Origin of the sequence: Hymenobacter caeli, from assembly GCF_013294115.1 — a bacterium.
Classification (GTDB): domain Bacteria; phylum Bacteroidota; class Bacteroidia; order Cytophagales; family Hymenobacteraceae; genus Hymenobacter; species Hymenobacter caeli.
The window spans coordinates 96,394-115,225 of sequence record NZ_JABSNP010000004.1 but is presented as its reverse complement, the minus strand read 5'-3'; the positions used below and the strand labels follow the sequence as shown (position 1 = coordinate 115,225).

Annotated in this window: 19 protein-coding genes; 5 read left to right on the top strand and 14 right to left on the bottom strand. The window is 63.5% G+C overall.

Annotated features, from left to right (window positions below; genetic code table 11):
* Window positions 1–10 precede the first annotated feature (10 nt).
* Entirely contained in the window at window positions 11–895 is an 885-nt protein-coding gene (locus tag HNP98_RS05790) for an N-acetylneuraminate synthase family protein (protein ID WP_173809096.1), read from the top strand.
* A gap of 29 nt (window positions 896–924) precedes the next feature.
* Here HNP98_RS05790 and HNP98_RS05785 read toward each other — a convergent pair whose 3' ends face one another.
* Complete coding sequence (locus tag HNP98_RS05785) at window positions 925–1,140, bottom strand: hypothetical protein (protein ID WP_173809095.1); 216 nt, start codon at window positions 1,138–1,140, stop codon at window positions 925–927.
* Between the two features lie 21 nt (window positions 1,141–1,161).
* On the opposite strand from HNP98_RS05785, the gene HNP98_RS05780 reads away from it, so the two are divergent.
* Genes HNP98_RS05780 through HNP98_RS05770 form a run of 3 tightly spaced genes read left to right on the top strand, consistent with a single transcriptional unit; the run spans window position 1,162 to window position 3,279 of the window.
* The gene (locus HNP98_RS05780; RefSeq protein WP_173809094.1) at window positions 1,162–2,190 is read left to right on the top strand and encodes a sterol desaturase family protein; all 1,029 of its coding nucleotides are present in this window, start codon (window positions 1,162–1,164) and stop codon (window positions 2,188–2,190) included.
* Window positions 2,191–2,192: 2 nt separating this feature from the next.
* Window positions 2,193–2,570, top strand: coding sequence for a DMT family transporter (locus HNP98_RS05775; protein WP_173809093.1), 378 nt, complete (start codon window positions 2,193–2,195; stop codon window positions 2,568–2,570).
* Between the two features lie 40 nt (window positions 2,571–2,610).
* Window positions 2,611–3,279, top strand: a complete 669-nt coding sequence (locus HNP98_RS05770; protein WP_173809092.1) for a response regulator — start codon at window positions 2,611–2,613, stop codon at window positions 3,277–3,279.
* A 44-nt stretch (window positions 3,280–3,323) separates the two neighbouring features.
* Here HNP98_RS05770 and HNP98_RS05765 read toward each other — a convergent pair whose 3' ends face one another.
* Window positions 3,324–4,067 carry a DUF1345 domain-containing protein gene (locus HNP98_RS05765; RefSeq protein WP_173809091.1) on the bottom strand — a complete coding sequence of 248 codons (744 nt, stop codon included), beginning with the start codon at window positions 4,065–4,067 and terminating at the stop codon, window positions 3,324–3,326.
* Window positions 4,068–4,127: 60 nt separating this feature from the next.
* Between HNP98_RS05765 and HNP98_RS05760 the strand changes: the two genes are divergently transcribed.
* A complete protein-coding gene (locus tag HNP98_RS05760) occupies window positions 4,128–5,618 on the top strand; it encodes a nicotinate phosphoribosyltransferase (protein ID WP_173809090.1) in 1,491 nt (496 codons plus the stop codon).
* Between the two features lie 176 nt (window positions 5,619–5,794).
* Here HNP98_RS05760 and HNP98_RS05755 read toward each other — a convergent pair whose 3' ends face one another.
* The 12 genes from HNP98_RS05755 to pyrE all read right to left on the bottom strand — a co-directional run bounded on the left by HNP98_RS05755 (window position 5,795) and on the right by pyrE (window position 18,739).
* A complete protein-coding gene (locus tag HNP98_RS05755) occupies window positions 5,795–6,472 on the bottom strand; it encodes a zinc ribbon domain-containing protein (protein WP_217425662.1) in 678 nt (225 codons plus the stop codon).
* Between the two features lie 117 nt (window positions 6,473–6,589).
* Window positions 6,590–7,261 carry a hypothetical protein gene (locus HNP98_RS05750; protein ID WP_173809089.1) on the bottom strand — a complete coding sequence of 224 codons (672 nt, stop codon included), beginning with the start codon at window positions 7,259–7,261 and terminating at the stop codon, window positions 6,590–6,592.
* Between the two features lie 3 nt (window positions 7,262–7,264).
* Complete coding sequence (locus tag HNP98_RS05745; RefSeq protein WP_173809088.1) at window positions 7,265–8,362, bottom strand: AIR synthase-related protein; 1,098 nt, start codon at window positions 8,360–8,362, stop codon at window positions 7,265–7,267.
* Window positions 8,363–8,430: 68 nt separating this feature from the next.
* Window positions 8,431–8,793: a hypothetical protein gene (locus tag HNP98_RS05740; RefSeq protein WP_173809087.1), complete on the bottom strand. Its 363-nt coding sequence runs from the start codon at window positions 8,791–8,793 to the stop codon at window positions 8,431–8,433.
* 6 nt (window positions 8,794–8,799) lie between these two features.
* A complete protein-coding gene (purF, locus tag HNP98_RS05735) occupies window positions 8,800–10,308 on the bottom strand; it encodes an amidophosphoribosyltransferase (RefSeq protein WP_173809086.1) in 1,509 nt (502 codons plus the stop codon).
* A gap of 87 nt (window positions 10,309–10,395) precedes the next feature.
* Window positions 10,396–11,100: a phosphoribosylglycinamide formyltransferase gene (purN, locus tag HNP98_RS05730; RefSeq protein WP_246274994.1), complete on the bottom strand. Its 705-nt coding sequence runs from the start codon at window positions 11,098–11,100 to the stop codon at window positions 10,396–10,398.
* Entirely contained in the window at window positions 11,097–12,377 is a 1,281-nt protein-coding gene (purD, locus tag HNP98_RS05725) for a phosphoribosylamine--glycine ligase (RefSeq protein WP_173809085.1), read from the bottom strand. Before purD ends, purN begins: the two co-directional genes overlap by 4 nt.
* 74 nt (window positions 12,378–12,451) lie before the next feature.
* Window positions 12,452–12,817 (bottom strand): hypothetical protein, encoded by a 366-nt coding sequence (locus HNP98_RS05720; protein WP_173809084.1) that lies wholly within the window; start codon window positions 12,815–12,817, stop codon window positions 12,452–12,454.
* 289 nt (window positions 12,818–13,106) lie between these two features.
* On the bottom strand, window positions 13,107–14,057 hold the full coding sequence (locus HNP98_RS05715) for a phosphoribosylaminoimidazolesuccinocarboxamide synthase (RefSeq protein ID WP_173809083.1): 951 nt from the start codon (window positions 14,055–14,057) through the stop codon (window positions 13,107–13,109).
* Window positions 14,058–14,063: 6 nt separating this feature from the next.
* Window positions 14,064–14,897 carry a phosphoribosylformylglycinamidine synthase subunit PurQ gene (locus HNP98_RS05710; RefSeq protein WP_217425661.1) on the bottom strand — a complete coding sequence of 278 codons (834 nt, stop codon included), beginning with the start codon at window positions 14,895–14,897 and terminating at the stop codon, window positions 14,064–14,066.
* Between the two features lie 101 nt (window positions 14,898–14,998).
* Window positions 14,999–18,073 (bottom strand): phosphoribosylformylglycinamidine synthase subunit PurL, encoded by a 3,075-nt coding sequence (locus HNP98_RS05705; RefSeq protein WP_246274993.1) that lies wholly within the window; start codon window positions 18,071–18,073, stop codon window positions 14,999–15,001.
* A gap of 39 nt (window positions 18,074–18,112) precedes the next feature.
* Complete coding sequence (gene pyrE / locus HNP98_RS05700; RefSeq protein WP_173809081.1) at window positions 18,113–18,739, bottom strand: orotate phosphoribosyltransferase; 627 nt, start codon at window positions 18,737–18,739, stop codon at window positions 18,113–18,115.
* Window positions 18,740–18,832 lie beyond the last annotated feature (93 nt).

Below are 18,832 nucleotides of genomic sequence, written 5' to 3'. Positions count from 1 at the left end.
CCCGCTTGGCATGAGCACCGTACAAATCAAGAAAAACCGCAGCATTGGCCCTGGCCAGCCCTGTTACATCATCGCCGAAATAGGCATCAACCACAACGGCTCGCTCGACATTGCCCGCCAGCTGATTGATGCGGCCGTGAGCGCCGGCTGCGACGCCGTGAAGTTCCAGAAGCGCACCCCCGAGCTGTGCGTGCCCAAAGACCAGTGGGAGAAGCAGCGCGACACCCCCTGGGGCCGCATGAGCTACATCGACTACAAGCGCAAAACCGAGTTTGGCCAGCCGGAATACACCGCCATCGACGACTACTGCAAGGCCCGGGGCATCGACTGGTTTGCCTCGTGCTGGGACGAGCCGTCGGTGGATTTCATGGAGCAATTCCAGCCCGTGCTCTACAAGATGGCGTCGGCCTCGCTCACCGACAAGCCCCTGCTCGACCGCGTGCGGGCCACCGGCCGCCCGCTGATGCTGAGCACCGGCATGAGCACCCAGAACGAAATCACCGACGCCGTGGCCTACGTGGGCCTCGATAAGCTGATGATTGCCCACTCAACTTCGGCCTACCCCTGCCCCCCGGCCGAGCTGAACCTGCGCATGATTCAAACCCTGATGGCGCAATTCCCAAATACGCCCATCGGCTACTCGGGCCACGAAACCGGCCTGAGCACCACCGTGACGGCCGTGGCCCTGGGCGCGACGTTCGTGGAGCGCCACTTCACCCTCGACCGCGCCATGTGGGGCTCCGACCACGCGGCCAGCGTGGAGCCCGGCGGCATGGCCAAGATGGTGCGCGACATCCGCGACACCGAAGCCGGCCTCGGCGACGGCGTGAAGGTGGTGTACGAGAGCGAGAAAGAGCCCCTGCGCCGCCTGCGCCGCGAGGTGACGGCCGCTTAAATTAGCTGTTAGCCATTGGCTGTTAGCTGTTAGCTTTTTTGCTGGTTCACAATGGCTTGCTGCTGATTTTTTTTGCGGGCTTGTTTCTGAGAAAGCGCTTGCCGGATAACCACAATATACCGTTGAGTTGAAACTATTCGGGCCGCTCGCTTTTTTAGTGAGCGGCCCGCTTTCGTAAAGCCAATCAGGCGCTGGCCGCCCTGACTTTTGACCAAAATACCCGTAGGCTGGTAGCTAACCGCCATCAGCTAAAAGCTTAAATAACCATGCTGGAAACGCTGAGCAACTTTTACCACGGCCTCAACGCCGTGGGCCGCACCACGGCCATCACCACGCCGCTGCTGCTGCTGGCGGTGGCGGTGCTGCTGGTGCTGGAGCGCAAGTACCCGTACCGCAAGGGCCTACCGTTCTTCCGCGAGGGGCTGTTCCTCGACTTGTTCTGGTACACACTGGTGCAGAGCTACTTCCTGCAAATCCTGATTTTCGGGTTCATCATCGCGCCGCTGGCCCGGCACTTCGGGGCCCAGTTCCACTGGGTGAGCGACTGGCCGGTGGCGGCGCAGGTGGGCTTTTTCGTCGTTACGCACGACTTCTACATCTACTGGTTTCACCGCTTCCAGCACAACAGCGCGTTTTTCTGGCGTACCCACGAGGCGCACCACTCAGGCAAGCAGGTGGACTGGCTGGCCGGCTCCCGCTCGCACGCCGTCGAAATTATCATCAACCAAACCATCGAGTTTGCGCCCATCATCCTGCTGGGGGCCAACCCGATTGTGGTGCCCATCAAGGCCCTGATTGACGCCGTGTGGGGCATGTACATCCACGCCAACGTGGACGTGCACTCGGGCAAGCTCCAGTACGTCATCAACGGGCCCGAAATGCACCTCTGGCACCACGCCGACCACGAGGAGGTGTACTTCGCCAACTTCTCGACCAAGTTTGCGGTGTGGGACTGGCTTTTCGGCACCGCTTACCTGCCCGAGGGCCGCAAGCCCGTGCGCTGGGGCCTGCCCTATGCGTTTCCGAAGGACTACTTTTTGCAGCACGCCTTTTCGGTGCGCCGCTTCGACGAGGCGGCCCTGGCCGAGCGGTCGGCCTGGTTCCGGGGCTACCACGGGGTGCGCTTCCGGCTGCTGGGCTGGCTGGGCCGGCGCGTGCCCGCCGCCCGGGCCCTGCAAGGCTGGGACGTGCCCGACGGGGCCCCCGAGACCGTGGCCCGCCGCCCCGGCAACAACCCCGCGCCCGTTGCCGTTACTTCGGCCGAACCTTCCCGCCCCGTCGCTACCCCGTCTTGAATTTGCTCGTTAATTCCGCCTGGTTCTACCTGTTCCTGGCTTCCGTGATGGAGGTGTGCTGGAACTACAGCCTTAAGTACGCCAGCGTGGCCAAAATCAGGGCCATCCACTGGTCGCAGTTTTTCGCCGACCCGGCCGGAATTTATACCTTGCTGCCCGCCATCGGCTACGTGGCGTTTGGGGTGGCCAACGTGTTCTTTTTTTCCAAGGCCCTGAATTCCATTCCGGCGGGCACGGCCTTCGCCATCTGGATGGGCATGGCCCTGGTCGGCATCAAATTGGTGGACACGCTGGTGCTGAAAGAGCCGTTCAGCGCTTGGCACGTGCTGTTCATCGGGCTCATCCTGGTGGGCATCGTGGGGCTCAAGCGCACCGCGTAGGCCGCTGCCGGCCGCGTTTCTTTCACTTTTACCGCCCGCCATGCTCCGCCTCGTACTCGCCGACGACCACGCCATTCTCCGCGACGGCCTCCGCTCGCTGCTCGCCGCCGAGCCCGGCTTCGACGTGGTGGGCGAGGCCGGCAACGGCACCGAGCTGCTGGCGCTGCTGGCCACCACCCCCGCCGACGTGGTGCTAATGGACGTGAACATGCCCGTGCTCGACGGCTTCGCCACCATGCCCGAGCTGCGGCAACGCTTCCCCAACCTGAAAGTGCTGGTGCTGACCATGCTCGACAACGAGCACTACGTGGCCCGGATGCTGGCCGCCGGGGCCCTGGGCTACGTGCTGAAAAACGCTTCGTTTCGCGAAATCACCCACGCCATCCACACGGTGGCCGCTGGGCACCTGTTTCTGTGCACCGACATCGGGCTAGCCATGCTCTACAAAGCCCTGGGGGCGGCGGCCCCGGCCACCCCGGCGGCCCCCGGCGAAGACGTCGCCGGCACGCCCATCGCCGACCTCACGGCCCGCGAGCTGGAGGTGCTCAAGCTCATCGCGGAGGGCCTCACCAACAACGAAATCGCCGACAAGCTGTTCACCAGCAAGCGCACCGTCGAAACCCACCGCCAGAACATCATCGGCAAAACCCGCGCGAAGAACACCGCCGCCCTCATCAAAATGGCCATCAGCCGCGGGCTGATTAGTTAATTCAGTCAGGGGGTGGGCGCTTGGGCTTGAAAAATGTTCCTGGCTCAGTTGAGCACGCCGCCGATGGTGCCGATGGTGAGGGCCACGATAGCCGTGTTGAACAGGAAGGAAATGAGGCCGTGCAACAGGGCGATTTTGCGGATGTCGCGGTTGCTGATGCCGATATCGGCCGTCTGGGCCGTCATGCCCACCACGAAGGAGAAATAGGCAAAATCCAGGTAGTTGGGCTCCATCTTGTCCTGGTCGTCCTTGCCCGCGTCGTCGGGAAACACCAGGCCGCCCTGGTCGTGGCCTTGCTCGTCGGCGTCGTAGTAGCTGTGGGCGTAGCGCAGCGTGAACACGCAGTGCACCAGCAGCCAGGCCAGGGCCACGGCCCCCACGCCCAGCACTAGGTGCAGGGCTTTGGCGGCTTCGGGCAGGTTTTTGAGCGTGCCCAGCAGGCCCACCACGGCCACGAGGCTGGCCAGGGCCCCGGCAAGGACCACGAAGGAAGCGGCGGTGCGGGGCAGGTCGTCGCTGGCGGCCACCTGGCGGATGTCGTCGACGTCGGCCACGCGCATGTTCACCAGAATCAGGCCCAGCATCACGGCCGCGAAGGCGTCCCAGCCGGCCACGGCGCGGGCCAGGGGCCCCAGGGCGGCGGGGGCCAGCCACACGGCCAGGCCGGCTGCCCCGGTGGCCAGGCCCAGCCGCCACGGCAGGCGTAAAATCGTGCGCCAGGGGGCGGGCACAGCCTTGGCCACCGGGGCCGGGGCGGAGGCAGGTTTCGGGGCGGCTTGCTTTTTCATTGTGAGGGATAAGGTAGGGCCGGTGCGAGCTGCGCCAAATACTTTGTTTCCTTTGCCGCCATGAACTCCGCCCCGCTCTCCGGCCTGTACGGCCCGTCGCTCGCCCTCGTTACCGATTTGTACCAGCTCACGATGGCCTACGGCTACTGGCAGCAGGGGATGCAGGACCGCGAGGCCGTGTTCCACCTCTACTTCCGCAAAGCCCCGTTTCAGGGCGGCTACGCGGTGGCCGCCGGCCTGGCCCTGGCCGTGGACTGGCTCGAGCACCTGCGCTTTTCAGACGACGACCTGGCCTACCTCGGCGGGCTGCGCGGCAGCCAGGGCACCCCGCTGTTCCCACCCGCTTTCCTGGCCTACCTGCGCGATTTGAAGTTTACCTGCAATGTGGACGCCGTGCCCGAGGGCACCGTGGTGTTCGGCAACGAGCCGCTGCTGCGCATCCAGGGGCCCCTGCTACAGGCCCAGCTGGTGGAAACGGCCCTGCTCACGCTCGTCAACTTCCAGACGCTCATCGCCACCAAGGCCGCCCGCATCCGCGAAGCCGCCGGGCCCGACGACCAGGTGCTGGAGTTCGGCCTGCGCCGCGCCCAGGGCTTCGACGGGGGCCTGGGGGCCAGCCGGGCGGCTTACCTCGGCGGGGCCAATGCCACCAGCAACGTGCTGGCCGGCCAGCGCTACGGCATTCCGGTGCGCGGCACCCACGCCCACAGCTGGGTCATGTCGTTCGGCGACGAGGAAAAAGCGTTTGCGGCCTACGCCCAGGCGTTTCCCGACGACTCGGTGTTTCTGGTCGATACCTACGACACGCTCGACGGGGTGCGCCACGCCATCGAAGTGGCCCGGCAGATGCGCCAGAACGGCCACGAATTGGGCGGCATCCGCCTCGATTCGGGCGACCTGGCCTACCTCAGCCGGGGGGCCCGGGCGCTGCTGGATGAAGCAGGTTTTGATAAGGTGCACATCGTGGCCAGCAACGATTTGGAGGAAAACCTCATCGCCAGCCTCCGGCAGCAGGGGGCCCGCATCGACACCTGGGGCGTGGGCACCCAGCTCGTGACGGCCTATAACCAGGCGGCCCTGGGGGGCGTGTACAAGCTGGCCGCCCTGCGCCCGGCCGACGGCACCGGCTGGGACTTCACCATCAAGCTCAGCGAGCAGCTCGCTAAAACCAGCATCCCTGGCATCCTGCAGGTGCGCCGCTACCTCGACGACCACGGCCGCCCGCGGGCCGACATGCTCTACAACACCGCCGCGCCCCTGCCCGAAACCCTTACCTTGGTCGACCCCAACGACGCCACCCGCCGCCGCCCCGTGCGCCCCGGGGCCCCCTTTCGCGAGCTGCTCGAGCCCGTGTTCCGCCAGGGCCAGCGCGTGCTGGAGCTGCCCACCCTGGCCGAAAGCCGCGCCTTGGCCCAGCGCGAAGTGGCCAGCCTCGACCCCGCCGTGCGCCGCTTCCTCAACCCCCACACCTACCCCGTAGGCCTGGAGCTGAGCCTGTACGACTACCGCACCCAACTGATTTTGGAGAAGCGGCCCCAGCGCCCGGCGTGAGGAGCAACGCGCCGGCCCACATCGGCCAAAACGGCGGGGCGAACAACGCGCAAACCTGGGCCATGGCTTTGGCCCGAATTTGCGCGTTGTTCGCCCCGCTAAGGTTACTCAAGCCTTCCATCGACAACTCTGGCAACAGGCCACTAAGCCACTAAGCCTCGGTTTATCGATTCTACCTAATTCTTCGCGCCGCAGTCGGCGCAGAATTTCTGGTCGGGTTTCAGGCCCGTGCCGCAGCCGGTGCAAAACCGCCCCGGCACCTGGGCCGCGGCGTTGGGGGCCCCGCAGCTGGGGCAGAACTTCTGGCCGGCGGCCAGCTTGGCCTGGCAATTGGCGCACTGCACCAGCGGGGTGCGGCCCAGGAAATCAAGGTTTTGGGTATAGTCCTGGGCGCGGGTTTTGGTTTGGATTTGCTCGCGGGTGGCCTGGGCCTGCTGGGCCCGCAGCTCCTCCTGCTCGTCGGGGGCGCAGTCTTCGCAGAGGCCGGCGCCGGCGTTCCAGCACACGTCGGGGCACACCCAGTGGCCGCAGCGCGTGCACTGCTTGAAGTAGGTTTTGCCCTCGGCCACGGCCGTTTCCAGGGCCCCGTCGTGGGCCTTGCCCCCAATGGCCCGCTGGATGTGGTAAGCCGCGTTTTCGGCTCCGCCCAAACTCCCAAAGATGCTACTGGCCGCCTGCAACAAGCCCCCGGCAATGCCGATGGCGTTGGGCTGAAACCGCGACATGTACCCGTTGCGGCACTTGTCGCAATGAAACTTGAACTGGTAGCCCTTATCAGTGGAGAGGTCGTCGTAGTTGGCAACGAACTGAATCATGGTGCTCATGGCGGTTTGGGGGAAGTATGGCGTGGGCAAAAGTAGCGCGGAGCAGGTAGCGTGGCAGTTATCCACTACATGCTATTCTGAGCTTGTATTACCACCGCACCCAGCTGATTTTGGCGAAGTGACCTCAGCGCTTGGCGTAGGAGCGATTTACAGAGTAGCCTGCCAGTCCGTGGCTCGGAGTTCGTCAGTTAGGAAGCGAATTTTCCCCTCTATTTCCCGTTTTTCCAAGAGGTATTGCTTCAACGTCAACACACCAGTACTCCGTTGCTCCAGCAGTATCTCAAGTTGGCGATGCAACCGCCGAATGTCCGTTGATTTCTGGCGCAAAGCAAAATCAACCTCCTTTAACCGCATCACCTCTTTAGACGCAACAAAATCCAGTTCTGGAACAGTGCTGAAGCTTGAACTACCACGTTCTTCTGGCAATAATTGCTGGCCGATTTGCAACGTTGGCAAACGACGCACTATTTGGCGGAAGGTTTTTGCAGTGATACTAATATCGCCCTGATGAGTCTCCAAGCACCACTGCGTGTCGCCCATTGCCGAAGTGCGCCGGTGCAAATCCTCAATTTCGATTTGCTGTCCAAACTGAAAATCAAGGTCAAACTTGATAACAGTCGGCTCGCAAAAGATAAGTGTTACAGGTGCGACCATAAATGAGAGAAACTCATTCTTATCCGCCTGTACCCACTCAAAAATATAGTCGAGGTCAAAGCTTACGTCTTTACCAAATTCTATGGCATAAATGGTGGCATCATGCCAGCCCATCTGCTCAAAATCAGCTTCCGACCAATTCCACTTTTCTAACAGGTAAGCCATTTCTTATGCATACCGCAACTCCAGGGGCCCCACGCGCAGCGTCACGCCGGCTTCGGCGGTGAGGTGGCCGGCCACTTGGGCATCGTAGCCGCTGGCTTGCAGGGCGGCCACCACGGCGGCGGCGCTGGCGGCTTCGGTCACGACGAGCATACCGGTGCCCATGTTCCAGTAGAGGTAGGCGGTTTCGGGGCTGATGCCGCCCACTTCGCAGAGGCGCTGCATGGCGGGCAGCGGCGCAAACAGGTTATCCAACAGGGCCCCCAGGCCGTTTTTGAGGACGCGCTGGAAGTTGTCGGCCACGCCGCCGCCGGTGATGTGGGCCACGCCGTGCAGCGGCAAGCCGGCGTCGAGCAGGGCCGCGATGCCGGGCGAGTAGATGAGCGAGGGCGCCAGCATGGCGTCGCCCCAAGTGGGGAATTCGGCGGCGTCGGGGCCGTCGTAGGGGGCCTCGTGCCAGTTGTCGCCGAACAGCTTTTGCAGGGTTTTGCGGGCCAGCGAGTAGCCGTTGGAGCGGAACGAGGGCGAGCGCAGGGCCACCACCGCGTGGCCGGCCCGGGCGGTTTTGCCGCTCAGGGGCTGGGCCAGGCGGGGGTGCAGCACGCCGATGGCCGTAGAGCACCAGTTGAAGTTCATCTGGGCCCCGGCCCAGCCGCCGATGCGGTTGCCCAGCTCGGCAATCTCGCCGCCCGTGATGGCGATTTTGGCGAAGTTGGCCGCGTCGTGCAGGCCGCGCATCAGCTGGTCCACCACGCCGTAGTCGAGGTGGTTCACGTCGATGATGTTCGACAGGTTGGTGGGCACAAAGCCGGCGGCGATGAGGTCGTCGGCCGTCATGGCGATGAGGTCGTAGCCCAGCGTGTCGTAGCGGTTCAGGCGCTCGGCCACCTCAATCTTGGTCCCGATGCCGTCGGAGCTGATGCCCAGGCGCTCGGCCCCGAACCGGATTTCGTTCGAGAAGCCACCGTCCAGGTCCTGGGCGGGCTCGCCGGGCAGGCCGGTGCGGTTAGCGAAGGTTTTCTTGGCCCAGCCGTAGGCGTTGCGCGAGGCGGCGTTGCCTTCTTCAATGGAGTAGCCGGCGGGGTTTTCGGAGGGGTTGCTCATAGTAATTACCCGATTTTCCAAGCTGTTGGCGAAGGAATAGAAAGGGGGATTAAGCTCAAGAAAGTGTTCTAAATTTCAACAAAGACCCGAAGACCTTTTACTGAATTATTTGGCAAATAATACTTTTCGCCGCTGCCGAATCCCAAGTCAATCAGCAGGCCGTCCGGAGCCCAATCCCGGATGTAAACTTTCGTACCAGGCCACAACTTAAAATACCGTCCACTAGCGGTATCAGCAGGTTGATGGTAGGCATGCGTAACACGCTCCAACACCATATATCTAGGATTAGCAGAATGGCGGAGAGTTTCTGCTATATCTATACTAGGTGTTTTCACTTTAACCAGCTCATCAGGCAAAGGGGCTACCTGCGATTTTGCGGAAAATGCTAGGCTCAGCCCAAGCAGCAGCAGGAATAAATTCGCCGGTTTCATGGGCCGCTAGTGCTCCGTGGGCTCGGGGGCCTTGGCGCTCACCGAGGCGCTTACTGCCTTTTTCTCTTTCTTGTCGCCGCGGTGGCTTTGGCGCTCCTCCTGGATGTGGCGCAGGTAGTGCGTCACGTCGCCGGTGGGGTACTTGCCCGAGAAGCAGGCGAAGCACGAGCCACCGTGGCCGCGCTCCTCGGCGAAGAGCTGCTCCAAGTCGGCCAGGTCCTGGTAAATCACCCGGTCGGCCTCGATGTAGCGGCAGATTTCGTCCTCCGAATAGTTGGCGGCAATCAGCTCGGTGCTCATGGCCATGTCGATGCCGTAGATGCAGGGCGACACGATGGGCGGCGCGCTCGAAATGAAGTACACCTCCAGGGCCCCCGCCTCGCGCAGCAGCCGCACGATGCGCCGCGACGTGGTGCCGCGCACGATGCTGTCGTCCACCACGGCCACCTTTTTGCCGCGCACGAAGTCGCGGATGGGGTTCAGCTTTTTCTTCACCACGTCCTCGCGCCCGGCCTGGGTGGGCACGATGAACGAGCGGCCCATGTGGTTGTTTTTCACCAGGGCCCGGCGGTAGGGCACGCCGATGGCCTCGGCCAGGCCGGAGGCGGCGAAGTAGCCGCTGCTGGGCACGTCAATCACCATGTCGGGTTTCAGGCCGGCGTCGGCCACCTTGCGGGCCAGCAGCTTGCCCAGGCGCACCCGCTCGCGGGCCACCAGGCGGCCGTGAATTACGGAGTCTTCGCGGGCGAAATAAATCTGCTCGAAGGCGCAGAAATTCTTGGGCAGCGCGTAGGGATTCTTGTAGTGAACGTGGAAGTTGTTGTCGATGAAAATGGCCTGGCCGGGGCCCACGTTTTCGATGAATTCAAAGTCCAGATAATCAAAGCAGGTGCTCTCCGACACGAAGGCGAACACGGGGCCCTCGGGCGTGTCGCGCCGGCCCAGCACCAACGGCCGGATGCCCAGCGGGTCGGTGAAGGCCAGCAGGCCGTGCCCGGCAATCATGGTGATGGTGGCGTAGGCCCCCTCCACCAGGGCCTGGGTGGTTTCCACGGCATCAAAAATGTCCACCACCGAAATGTGGTCCAGGTCCTTCACGCGCAGCTCCGAGGCGAAGGTGTACATGATGAGTTCCAAGTCGTTGGTGGTTTTGGGCAGCACGTGGTAGTGGTCGTGCAGGCGCTTGGCCACGTCGCGGAAGTTGATGACGTTGCCGTTGTGTACCATCGCCAGCCCGAACGGGTAGCTGGTGGTGAAGGGCTGGGCCAGGTCGGAATCGTTGGCCCCCTGCGTGGTGTAGCGCACGTGCCCGATGCCGGTGTGGCCCTTCAGCTTCTTGATGTGCTTGGGCTTGAACACGTCGTTCACCAGCCCCTGCCCCTTGTGCAGGTGAAACGAATCGTCGAACGTGGCGATGCCGGCTGCGTCCTGCCCCCGGTGCTGGAGGGCGGTGAGGCCGATGATCATGTCGGCGACGACGTTATCGGGACCGTGAAAACCTACTATTCCGCACATATGCTTTTTAATTATGAGTTATGAATTAAAAATTAAAAATTTGGCGCATTAAATCATAAAAATGAATTGCAACAGGGTCGGAATTAATTAACCCGTCAATTCATTTTTAATTTTTAATTCATAATTTTTAATTAACTCCGCCAGCGTTTCGGCATACAGTTCGTGCTCCACGGCCAGGCCGCGGCGCTCCACTTCGTCCAGCGTATCGGCCCCGCGCAGGTCCACCGTTTGCTGGGCGAGGATGCGGCCTGTATCGAGGCCTTCGTCCACGAGGTGCACGGTGATTTTGGTCGCCGGCAGGTGGTTATCAAACGCCCATTCGTAGGCGTGCAGGCCCTGGTGCTGGTGCGTGTCGGCGGGATGAATGTTGATGATGCGCCCCGCAAACGGCTGGATGAAGGCCGGCGACAAGATGCGCATGTAGCCCGCCAGCACCACAAAATCGGGCCGGTACTGCTGGAGCAGCGCGGCGGCTTCGGCGTCGAATTCGGCCCGCTTGCGGCCCTGGCTGGGCAGTGCTGCGGTAGGGCAGCCCAGGGCCCCAGCGGCTTCGAGGCCGGGCGCGTCGGGCTTGTTACTGAACACTACGGCCACCTCCGCTAGGTCGCGCAGCGGGCCGGTTTGGGTAGCGCGCACCACGGCCAGCATGTTGGAGCCGCGGCCCGAGAGTAGAATGGCCAGCCGCGCTTTGGCGGGGGCCCCGGGCGCGGGGCCCCCGGCGGGAGCGGCGGGGGACGGGCGGCGGTCGTACTGCGGCGAGGTCGGCGTCATGGCAGCGGGTTCGAGCTTCAATTTACGGCGCGTTGGGTTAGCACCGGCGCCGGGCGCTGGGCAATGTCGGGCCGCACGTATTTGTCCTGGAAACTAACCAGCGCCGCAGCCTCGTAGGCGAGGGCCGTGGCGGCGGCCAGCGTGGGGCCCTGGGCGCTGAGCACCAGCACCCGTCCGCCGTTGGTAACCAACTGGCCATCAGCGCCCCGCCTGGTAGCGCCGTGGAAAGCCTCCACGCCCGCCGGCAGATTATCCAGTCCCGTGATGGGGAAGCCCGTGGGAAAGCCGCTGGCCGGGTAGCCGCCCGAGGCCAGCACGACGCCCACGTAGGCCCCCGGCCGCTGCCGCACCACCTGGCGGGCCAGGCTGCCGTCGAGCGTCGCCTCAATCAGGGCCAGCAGGCTGCTGTCCATGGCGGGCAGCAGCACTTCGGCCTCGGGGTCGCCAAGGCGCACGTTGTATTCGAGCAGCTTGGGGCCCGTGGGCGTCAGCATGATGCCGAAATAGAGGAAGCCGCGGAACTCGAACTGCTCGTTTTGCAGCCCGCGCAGGGTGGGCTCCACGATGTCGCGCCGAATGTCGGCCAGCACGTTGTCGTCGGCAAACGGCACCGGGCAATAGGCGCCCATGCCGCCGGTGTTGGGGCCCTCATCACCCGCCAGCAGCTGCTTGTGGTCTTGCGAGGTGGCCAGCAGCTTCATCTCGTGGCCATCGGTGAGGCCGATGATGCTTATTTCGGGGCCCGTGAGCCGTTCTTCCAGCAGGAAGGAATACCAGCCGGTGTAGTGCGCCTGCAAGTCGTCGAGCGCCGCGGTGGCCTCGGCCGGCGAGCCGCACACGTACACGCCCTTGCCGGCGGCCAGGCCGTCGTACTTCACCACCACCTGGCCACCCAACTCGGCGGCCTTGGCGCGGGCGGCATCCACTTCGTCGCTGCGAAACGGCCAGGCCTGAGCCGTGGCCACGCCGTGGCGCCGCATGAAGTCCTTGCTCCACACCTTGGAGCTTTCCAGCAGGGCCCCCGCCTTGGTCGGCCCAAACACCTTAATGTCGGAGCCGGCGAAGTAGTCGGCCACGCCGGCGGCCAGCGGCGCCTCGGGGCCCACCACAATCAGCCGCACGCCCTGGTGCCGGGCATAAGCTTCCAGCGCCGCAAAGTCGAGCGGGTCGAGGCCGGGGTGACTGTTGGGGATGCCGGCGTTGCCGGGCACCACCTGCACCGACGCGCCGTCGCGGGTCAGCTTGGCGGCCATGGCGTGCTCGCGGGCCCCGGAACCGAGGAGAATGATGGGTTTCAAAGGCGTAGGTTCAGTGGATTCTATACCTGTTTCTTTCTCGATTGGAAGTGAAGGCAAGCAGGTTTAAAAATGATTTATTGGAATGGATTTTCGTCGTTTATATGCTGCTTGACAAAGGTTATAACGGCTTCTGAAGTGTCAAAAAATCGTTTTTTATCATTACTGATATCAGAAGCAACATATTGAAAATCATAATAATACAGGCATACAAAGTCATCCGCAAGTCCTCTTTCGTAGGCATCATAACGCCATAATCCCAAGCGCCCTAAGCTAATAAATGGGATTAGCTGCCGCAATTGCTTCGATGCCCGACATAGATTAAGCAATTCAACTTCTTTATCAGTGTGAAAACTCGGTGGAAAATTTGTTAGAAAGCGACTGCGGACATCGGCCCAGTTTTCATTGTTATTGACCATCTTCTGCACTTCAATAGGTGACATAAGCATTTCAACAATAACAATGAAAAGCCCCTTCCTGAGTCAGGTCACTAACGCTTACAGCGCCTTCAGCTCCGCGTCAGCGGCCCGCAGCTTGGCTTTGGTAGCGGCGATATCCTGGCGCAGGCGCTCGCGCAAACGCGGCGTGTTGAGGGCCCTGAGGGCGGCCTGGGCGGCGGTCGAAGTGCACCACGGTAAGGTTGGGTGTGTCCGAAGGCACGACGACCAACGAATTCAAGTTCATAACCAGCTCGGCATTATCCTTCCACGGCGGGCACATCACGCTGCTCACCTAAGCGTCCTTCATGATACCGGCTTGCACCAGGTTGGCCACCAGGCGGGCGCGGGCATCCTGGCGGTCCGAGTCGGGAGCGCCGGCTTCAGCAGTTTCCGCCGTGGGCAGGGCCTGGCCGGTGATGCGCTGGTAAATGTCGAGGTAGCGGCGGCTGGCTTCCTGGGCCACTTCCGGGGTGAGGGCGCGGGGGTACTGGCCGTCTTTCTTGTTGGCAATCAGCCACTGGCGCACGTATTCTTTGTCCATCTGCGTAGCAGTGAGCGGGTTGGCTGCGTAGTCGTCGGCCGCCCAGAAGCGCGACGAGTCCGGCGTGTGCATCTCGTCGATGAGAATCAGCTGGTCGTCGAGCAAGCCGAACTCGTACTTGGTATCAACCAGGATGATGCCCTTCTCGGCAAGCAGCTGCGAGCCTAAAGCGAACAGGGCCAGCGACTTCTCGCCCATCTGGTCGTACAGCTCCTTGCTCACCCAGCCCTCGCTCACGAGGTTTTCGGGGGTAATTTCGCGGTCGGACTCCTCCTTGGTAGTAGGCGTCAGAATGGCTTGCGGGAAGGCCTGGTTTTGAGTGAGCCCGTCGGGCACCGTCACGCCCGAAAACGTGCGCTGGCCGGCCTGGTAGCCGCGCCACATCGAACCCGTCAGGTACTGGCGCACCACCATTTCCACCTTAATTGGCTGCGCTTCCTTCACCAGCATGGCGTTGGCGTCCACCAGCTTCAGCACGTGGTTGGGGATGATGTGCGCGGTTTTGGCAAACCAGAAATCCGCCAGGCCGTTCAGCACCGCGCCCTTGTGCGGGATGGCCGTTTCAAGCACCGAATCGAATGCCGAAAGGCGGTCCGTCACGACGATGAGGCGGTCACCCGACGGGGCCCGGAGGCTGTCGCGGACTTTGCCGCGGTGCAGCAGTTGGAGCTGGGGGGTATCGAAAGACGAAAGAGTGTTCATGAAGACTTAGCTGGCCAAAACTGAATGCTTTTGAGCGATGTGCTCCACAATATTCCTGAAAATCTGCAGCCCCTCCCCCTCTTCCGGGGCCCCCGGGTTTTGGCGGCGGCGGCGGGCCCAGTCGGGGTGGTTGAAGGCCGAGAGGAACGCCTCGGGGTGCGGCATCAGGCCAAACACCTGCCCGGTGGGGTCGGTGAGGCCGGCGCAGTTGAGGTCGGCGCCGTTGGGGTTGTGCGGGTATTCGCTGGTGCCGTCGCCGGCCGCATCTATATAGGAGAGGCAGTTGAGGCCGGCCGCTTCCAGGGCCCCCCGGGTGGCGGCGTCGGGCACCACGAGGCGGCCTTCGCCGTGGCGCACGGGCACCTCCAGCACGTCGAGGCCCTTGAGGAAAGGCGTTTTTGACAATGGATTAACGCGCAGGCGCACCCAGCGGTCCTCGTAGCGGCCCGAGGCGTTGTGCGTCAAGGTCACTTCGGGCGTCACGTCGCCGCCCAGGTTGGGCAGCAGGCCCAGCTTCACCAGCACCTGGAAGCCGTTGCAGATGCCGAGCACGAACTTGCCGTCGGCCACGAACTGCTTGAGGTCATCGAGCAGCGTGCGGCCGCCGGGGCCCGTCTGGCGGTAGCGCAGCTTGTTGGCCAGCACCACGCCCGAACCCAGGTCGTCGCCGAACGAGAACCCGCCGGGGAAGGTCAGCACGTCGAAGTCGTGGATGCTCACCGCGCCGTGCAGCACTTGGTTGAGGTGCACGATGGTGGCCTGGGCCCCGGCGAGCCGGTAGGCGGCCGCAATTTCCTCTTCGCAGTTGATACCGAAGCCGGTGAGCACGAGGGCCCGCACGGCGCCATCTTGTGCCGGTAATTGAACTTTATGTACTAGCTTCTGCGAGTCTTGTGCCATCTGATTGGGGTTTTGGGCCGAAGCGCCAGCAGTTTGTGCCATTAGTGCCCGGTCGACTCGCCGAAGCCTGCTAGCTCGTCCACGCCAAGCAATTGATTAACAGGCCCATTTGACCAGGTGTGCCGCAGCGCAGTGGTGGGGGCCCCAATGACCGTTTGGCCGGCGTAGCGCACGGTCAGTTGGCCGTCGTCGGTGACGACGCCCAGGCGCGTGGCACGGCCGCCCATTAGCGCCTCAAAGGCCAACACATCGGCCGGAGCCACGGTGGCCACGAAGCGCGAGTGCGACTCCGAAAACAGCTGCGTGGCCAACGGCAACGCGGTTTCGGGCAGCTCCACCGAAGCGCCGCAGCCGTACCCGAACGTGGCCTCGGCCAGCGCCACGGCGAGACCGCCGTCGCTCAGGTCGTGGCACGATTGGATGAGAGCCCCGTCGTTGGCCTGGCCGATGAGGGTGTAGAGCGCCTTGGCTTCCGCGAAGCGCACCCGGGGCACCTGGGCCCCCAGTTCGCCGTGCAGGGCGTAGAACTCGGAGCCGCCCAGCTCATCGTAGGTTTCGCCCAGCAGGTAGATGACGTCGCCGGCTTCCTTAAAATCAGAGGTGATGGCGCGGCGCACGTCCTCCATCTTCGCCGTCATGGAGTAAAGTACAGTAGGCGGCACGGAAATCTTCACGCCGTCGGCCTTGAAGTCGTTCTTCATGCTGTCCTTGCCGCTCGTGAGCGGGATGCAGTAGGCGGCCGTGGCGTCGCGCAGGGCCTCGCACATCTGCACCAGCTTAGCCAGTTTCTGCTTGCCGTCGGGGTTGATGGCGGGGTCGTACACCGAATCGGGCACACAGAAGTTGTCGTTCACCGACCAGAAAATATTGTCGCCCGGCGTGAGGTTGGGCAGCTTGCCGCCCACGGCAATAATCTGGCGCACGGCCTCGTCGAACGAGCCAGCCGACATCTGGTAAGCGTCCAGGTCGCCGTAGCGGGGCAAAATGCCGTTGCTCACGGCCACGCCCTCCCAGCTCTCGAAGTTGAAGCGCACCACGGCCGCGTCCTGCGGGGCCTGGCCGGTGGCGCCCATCAGCGGCTTCACAATCGTGCGGCCCTTCACCTCGTGGTCGTACTGCCGGATAACCGATTCGCGCGAGCAGATATTCAGGGCCCCCAGCAACTGGCGCAGCGTGCCGGTGTAGTCGCGCAGACCCGGGATTTTCGGCTCAGTGGCCGCGAGTTTTTCGTACTCGGCTTCCAGCGTTTTGCGCGGCACGCCGTCGTGCAAAAACGCCAGCGCGAGGCGCGCCACGGGCTGCCCGTCGAAGTTCACGTCCAGCGAGCCGTCGTTGGTGAAGTGGCCGATGTCGGTCAGCTCCACCTCCATTTCCTGGCCCAGCGCCAGCAGCTCGGCCAGGCGGGCGGGCTCCACCACCAGCGTAAACCGCTCCTGCGACTCGCTCACGAAAATCTCCCAGGGCCGCAAGCCCGGATATTTCAAAGGCACTTTTTCCAGCTCCACCACCGCACCGCCACTGATGCCGGCCAGCTCGCCCACGGACGACGACAAGCCGCCCGCGCCGTTGTCGGTGCTGCACTTGAGCAGGCCCCGGCGGGCGGCAATCAGCAGGAAGTCCATCGCCAGCTTTTGGGTGATGGGCGAGCCGATTTGCACGGCCGTGGCGGGGGCACTTTCGTCCAGCTCGATGCTGGAGAACGTGGCGCCGTGGATGCCGTCCTTGCCCACGCGGCCGCCGGCCATCACAATCCGGTCGCCGGCGTCAATCTTTTTCTCCCACGAGTCGAGGCCCGCGAACTGCATCGGCATCACGGCGCCGGTGCCGCAGTACACCAGCGGCTTGCCGCGGTAGCGGTCGTCAAACACGATGGCGCCGTTCACCGTGGGCACGCCCGACTTGTTGCCGCCGTCCTCGATGCCCTTGCGCACGCCTTCCAGAATGCGGCGCGGGTGCAGCTGGCCGGTCAGCAGGGGCCCGTCGTAGGCGGGGTTGCCGAAGCAGAGCACGTTGGTGTTGAACAGCAGCCGGGCCCCGCCGATGCCGGTGGCCAGCGGGTCGCGGTTGTTGCCCAAAATGCCGGTGATGGCCCCGCCGTAGGGGTCGATGGCCGAGGGCGAGTTGTGGGTTTCCACCTTCCACACAAACAGCGAGTCGGCGTTAATGCGCACGGCCCCCGCGTTGTCGCTGAACACTTTAATGAGCCAGTCGTTGCCGTTGGCACGCAGCTGGCGGTCCACTTCCGAAGTAGCGTCCTTAATGTAGGTTTTGAAGAGCGAGTCAATCTGCTTCTCCTCCCCCGTCGCCAAATCGCGGTAATTGATAACGGCGCTGAACTCCTTGTGCTTGCAGTGCTCCGACCACGTTTGGGCGATAATTTCCAGCTCGCAATCGGTGGGGTCGGCGGGCAGGCCCTGGGCGCGGCGCGTGGCCTGTGTTTCGGCCGAAGCGTAGTAATCGCGCACGGCGCGCATTTCCTCCAGGTTCAGCGCGTAGATATTGTCCTTCGAGAGCTGCACCAGGGCCCCATCGCTGAGACCGTTGAGCGAAATCGTCTCTGTAATAGCTTCCGCGCCGCCGCCGGGCCGCGGCGTGTAGTCGCGGATGCCGTCGGCCACGCGGCCCACCTCGAAGCGGTTGATCATCTTGTTGCCCAGCAGCTCCTCGGCCAAGCGGCGCAGGTCGGTGGTGGGCAGGTCGTGCTCCAGCAAGTACAGGCGCTTGCTGAAAATGTGCTGCGTGCGCGTGTCCATCGGCTCGTTCAGGAAGTCGGCCAGCGCGTTCTGGGCGCTGGTGCCCTCGTCGTCGGTCACGCCGGGGCCCCTGGCCACCAGGATGTAAGCAGCAAAGCCGGGCACTGGGGCCACGGCTTCGTTCAGGGTTACGTCGTGCAAAACCGGGTCGGCGAGGCAGCGGGTGGCAAAGGCGCGCAATTGCTCCGTGCTGAGGGCCCCGTAGCGCACCGTGTAGCGGGCGGCGGTGCGCACGCGGCCGGTGGCCAGGCCCAGGTGGCGCGCCGCGGCGGCCGCCACCCGGTGGCCATCGCCGTCGTGCTGGCCCGGTTTGAGGGTGAGTTGGATGGTATGGGTGGTCGGTTCCAAATCCGTCAAAGTCATAAGTCCTCGCTAAAAAGCTGCCTTCCCAAGCAATTGAATCTAAGCGGCTTTCTCGGGCCGGCTGCCTGGCTTCACGGCCGGCACTCCAGCCAAATGCGCCGGAATGTGGTCGGCGTCAAACACGGCGGCGTTCACCGCCAACAGCGCAAAGTTCGGGAACGGGAGCTTCACCGCACCACCCGTCCGGTCAATTAATGAGGCCACCGCCAAAACTTCCACCCCCATCTCGCCCAAAACCCGCGCTACTTCCAAGGTGCTCTTGCCGGTCGTAACTACGTCTTCCGCAATGATTACCCGCTCGCCCGGCCGCAGCGTGAAGCCGCGCCGCAAAGTCATTTCGCCCTGCGCGTCGCGCTCCGTAAAAAGGGAGGGCACGCCCAGCTGGCGGGCCAGCTCGTAGCTCACCACCACGCCGCCCATGGCGGGGCCCACCACGGTATCGGGCACCAGGCCAGCCGCCCGCAGCTGCGCCGCCAGCACGGCCATGGCCGGGGCCGCCAGCTCGGGCCGCCGCAAAAAGCGGGCGCACTGCACGTAGGTATCCGAGTGCAGGCCCGACGACAACTTAAAGTGGCCACTCAGCAGCGCATCTTCCTGGCGCAACTGCGCTTCCAGAATAGTGGCCACTTCGGCGGCGGGCAGGTCGGGGGTGAGGGTTAGGGTCATGGTTATTGCGTGATTCAATCACTGCGTCCGGGGAACCTCACCCCCGGCCCCTCTCCAAAAGAGAGGGGTGCGTTCAACGATTCAGGTACTGGC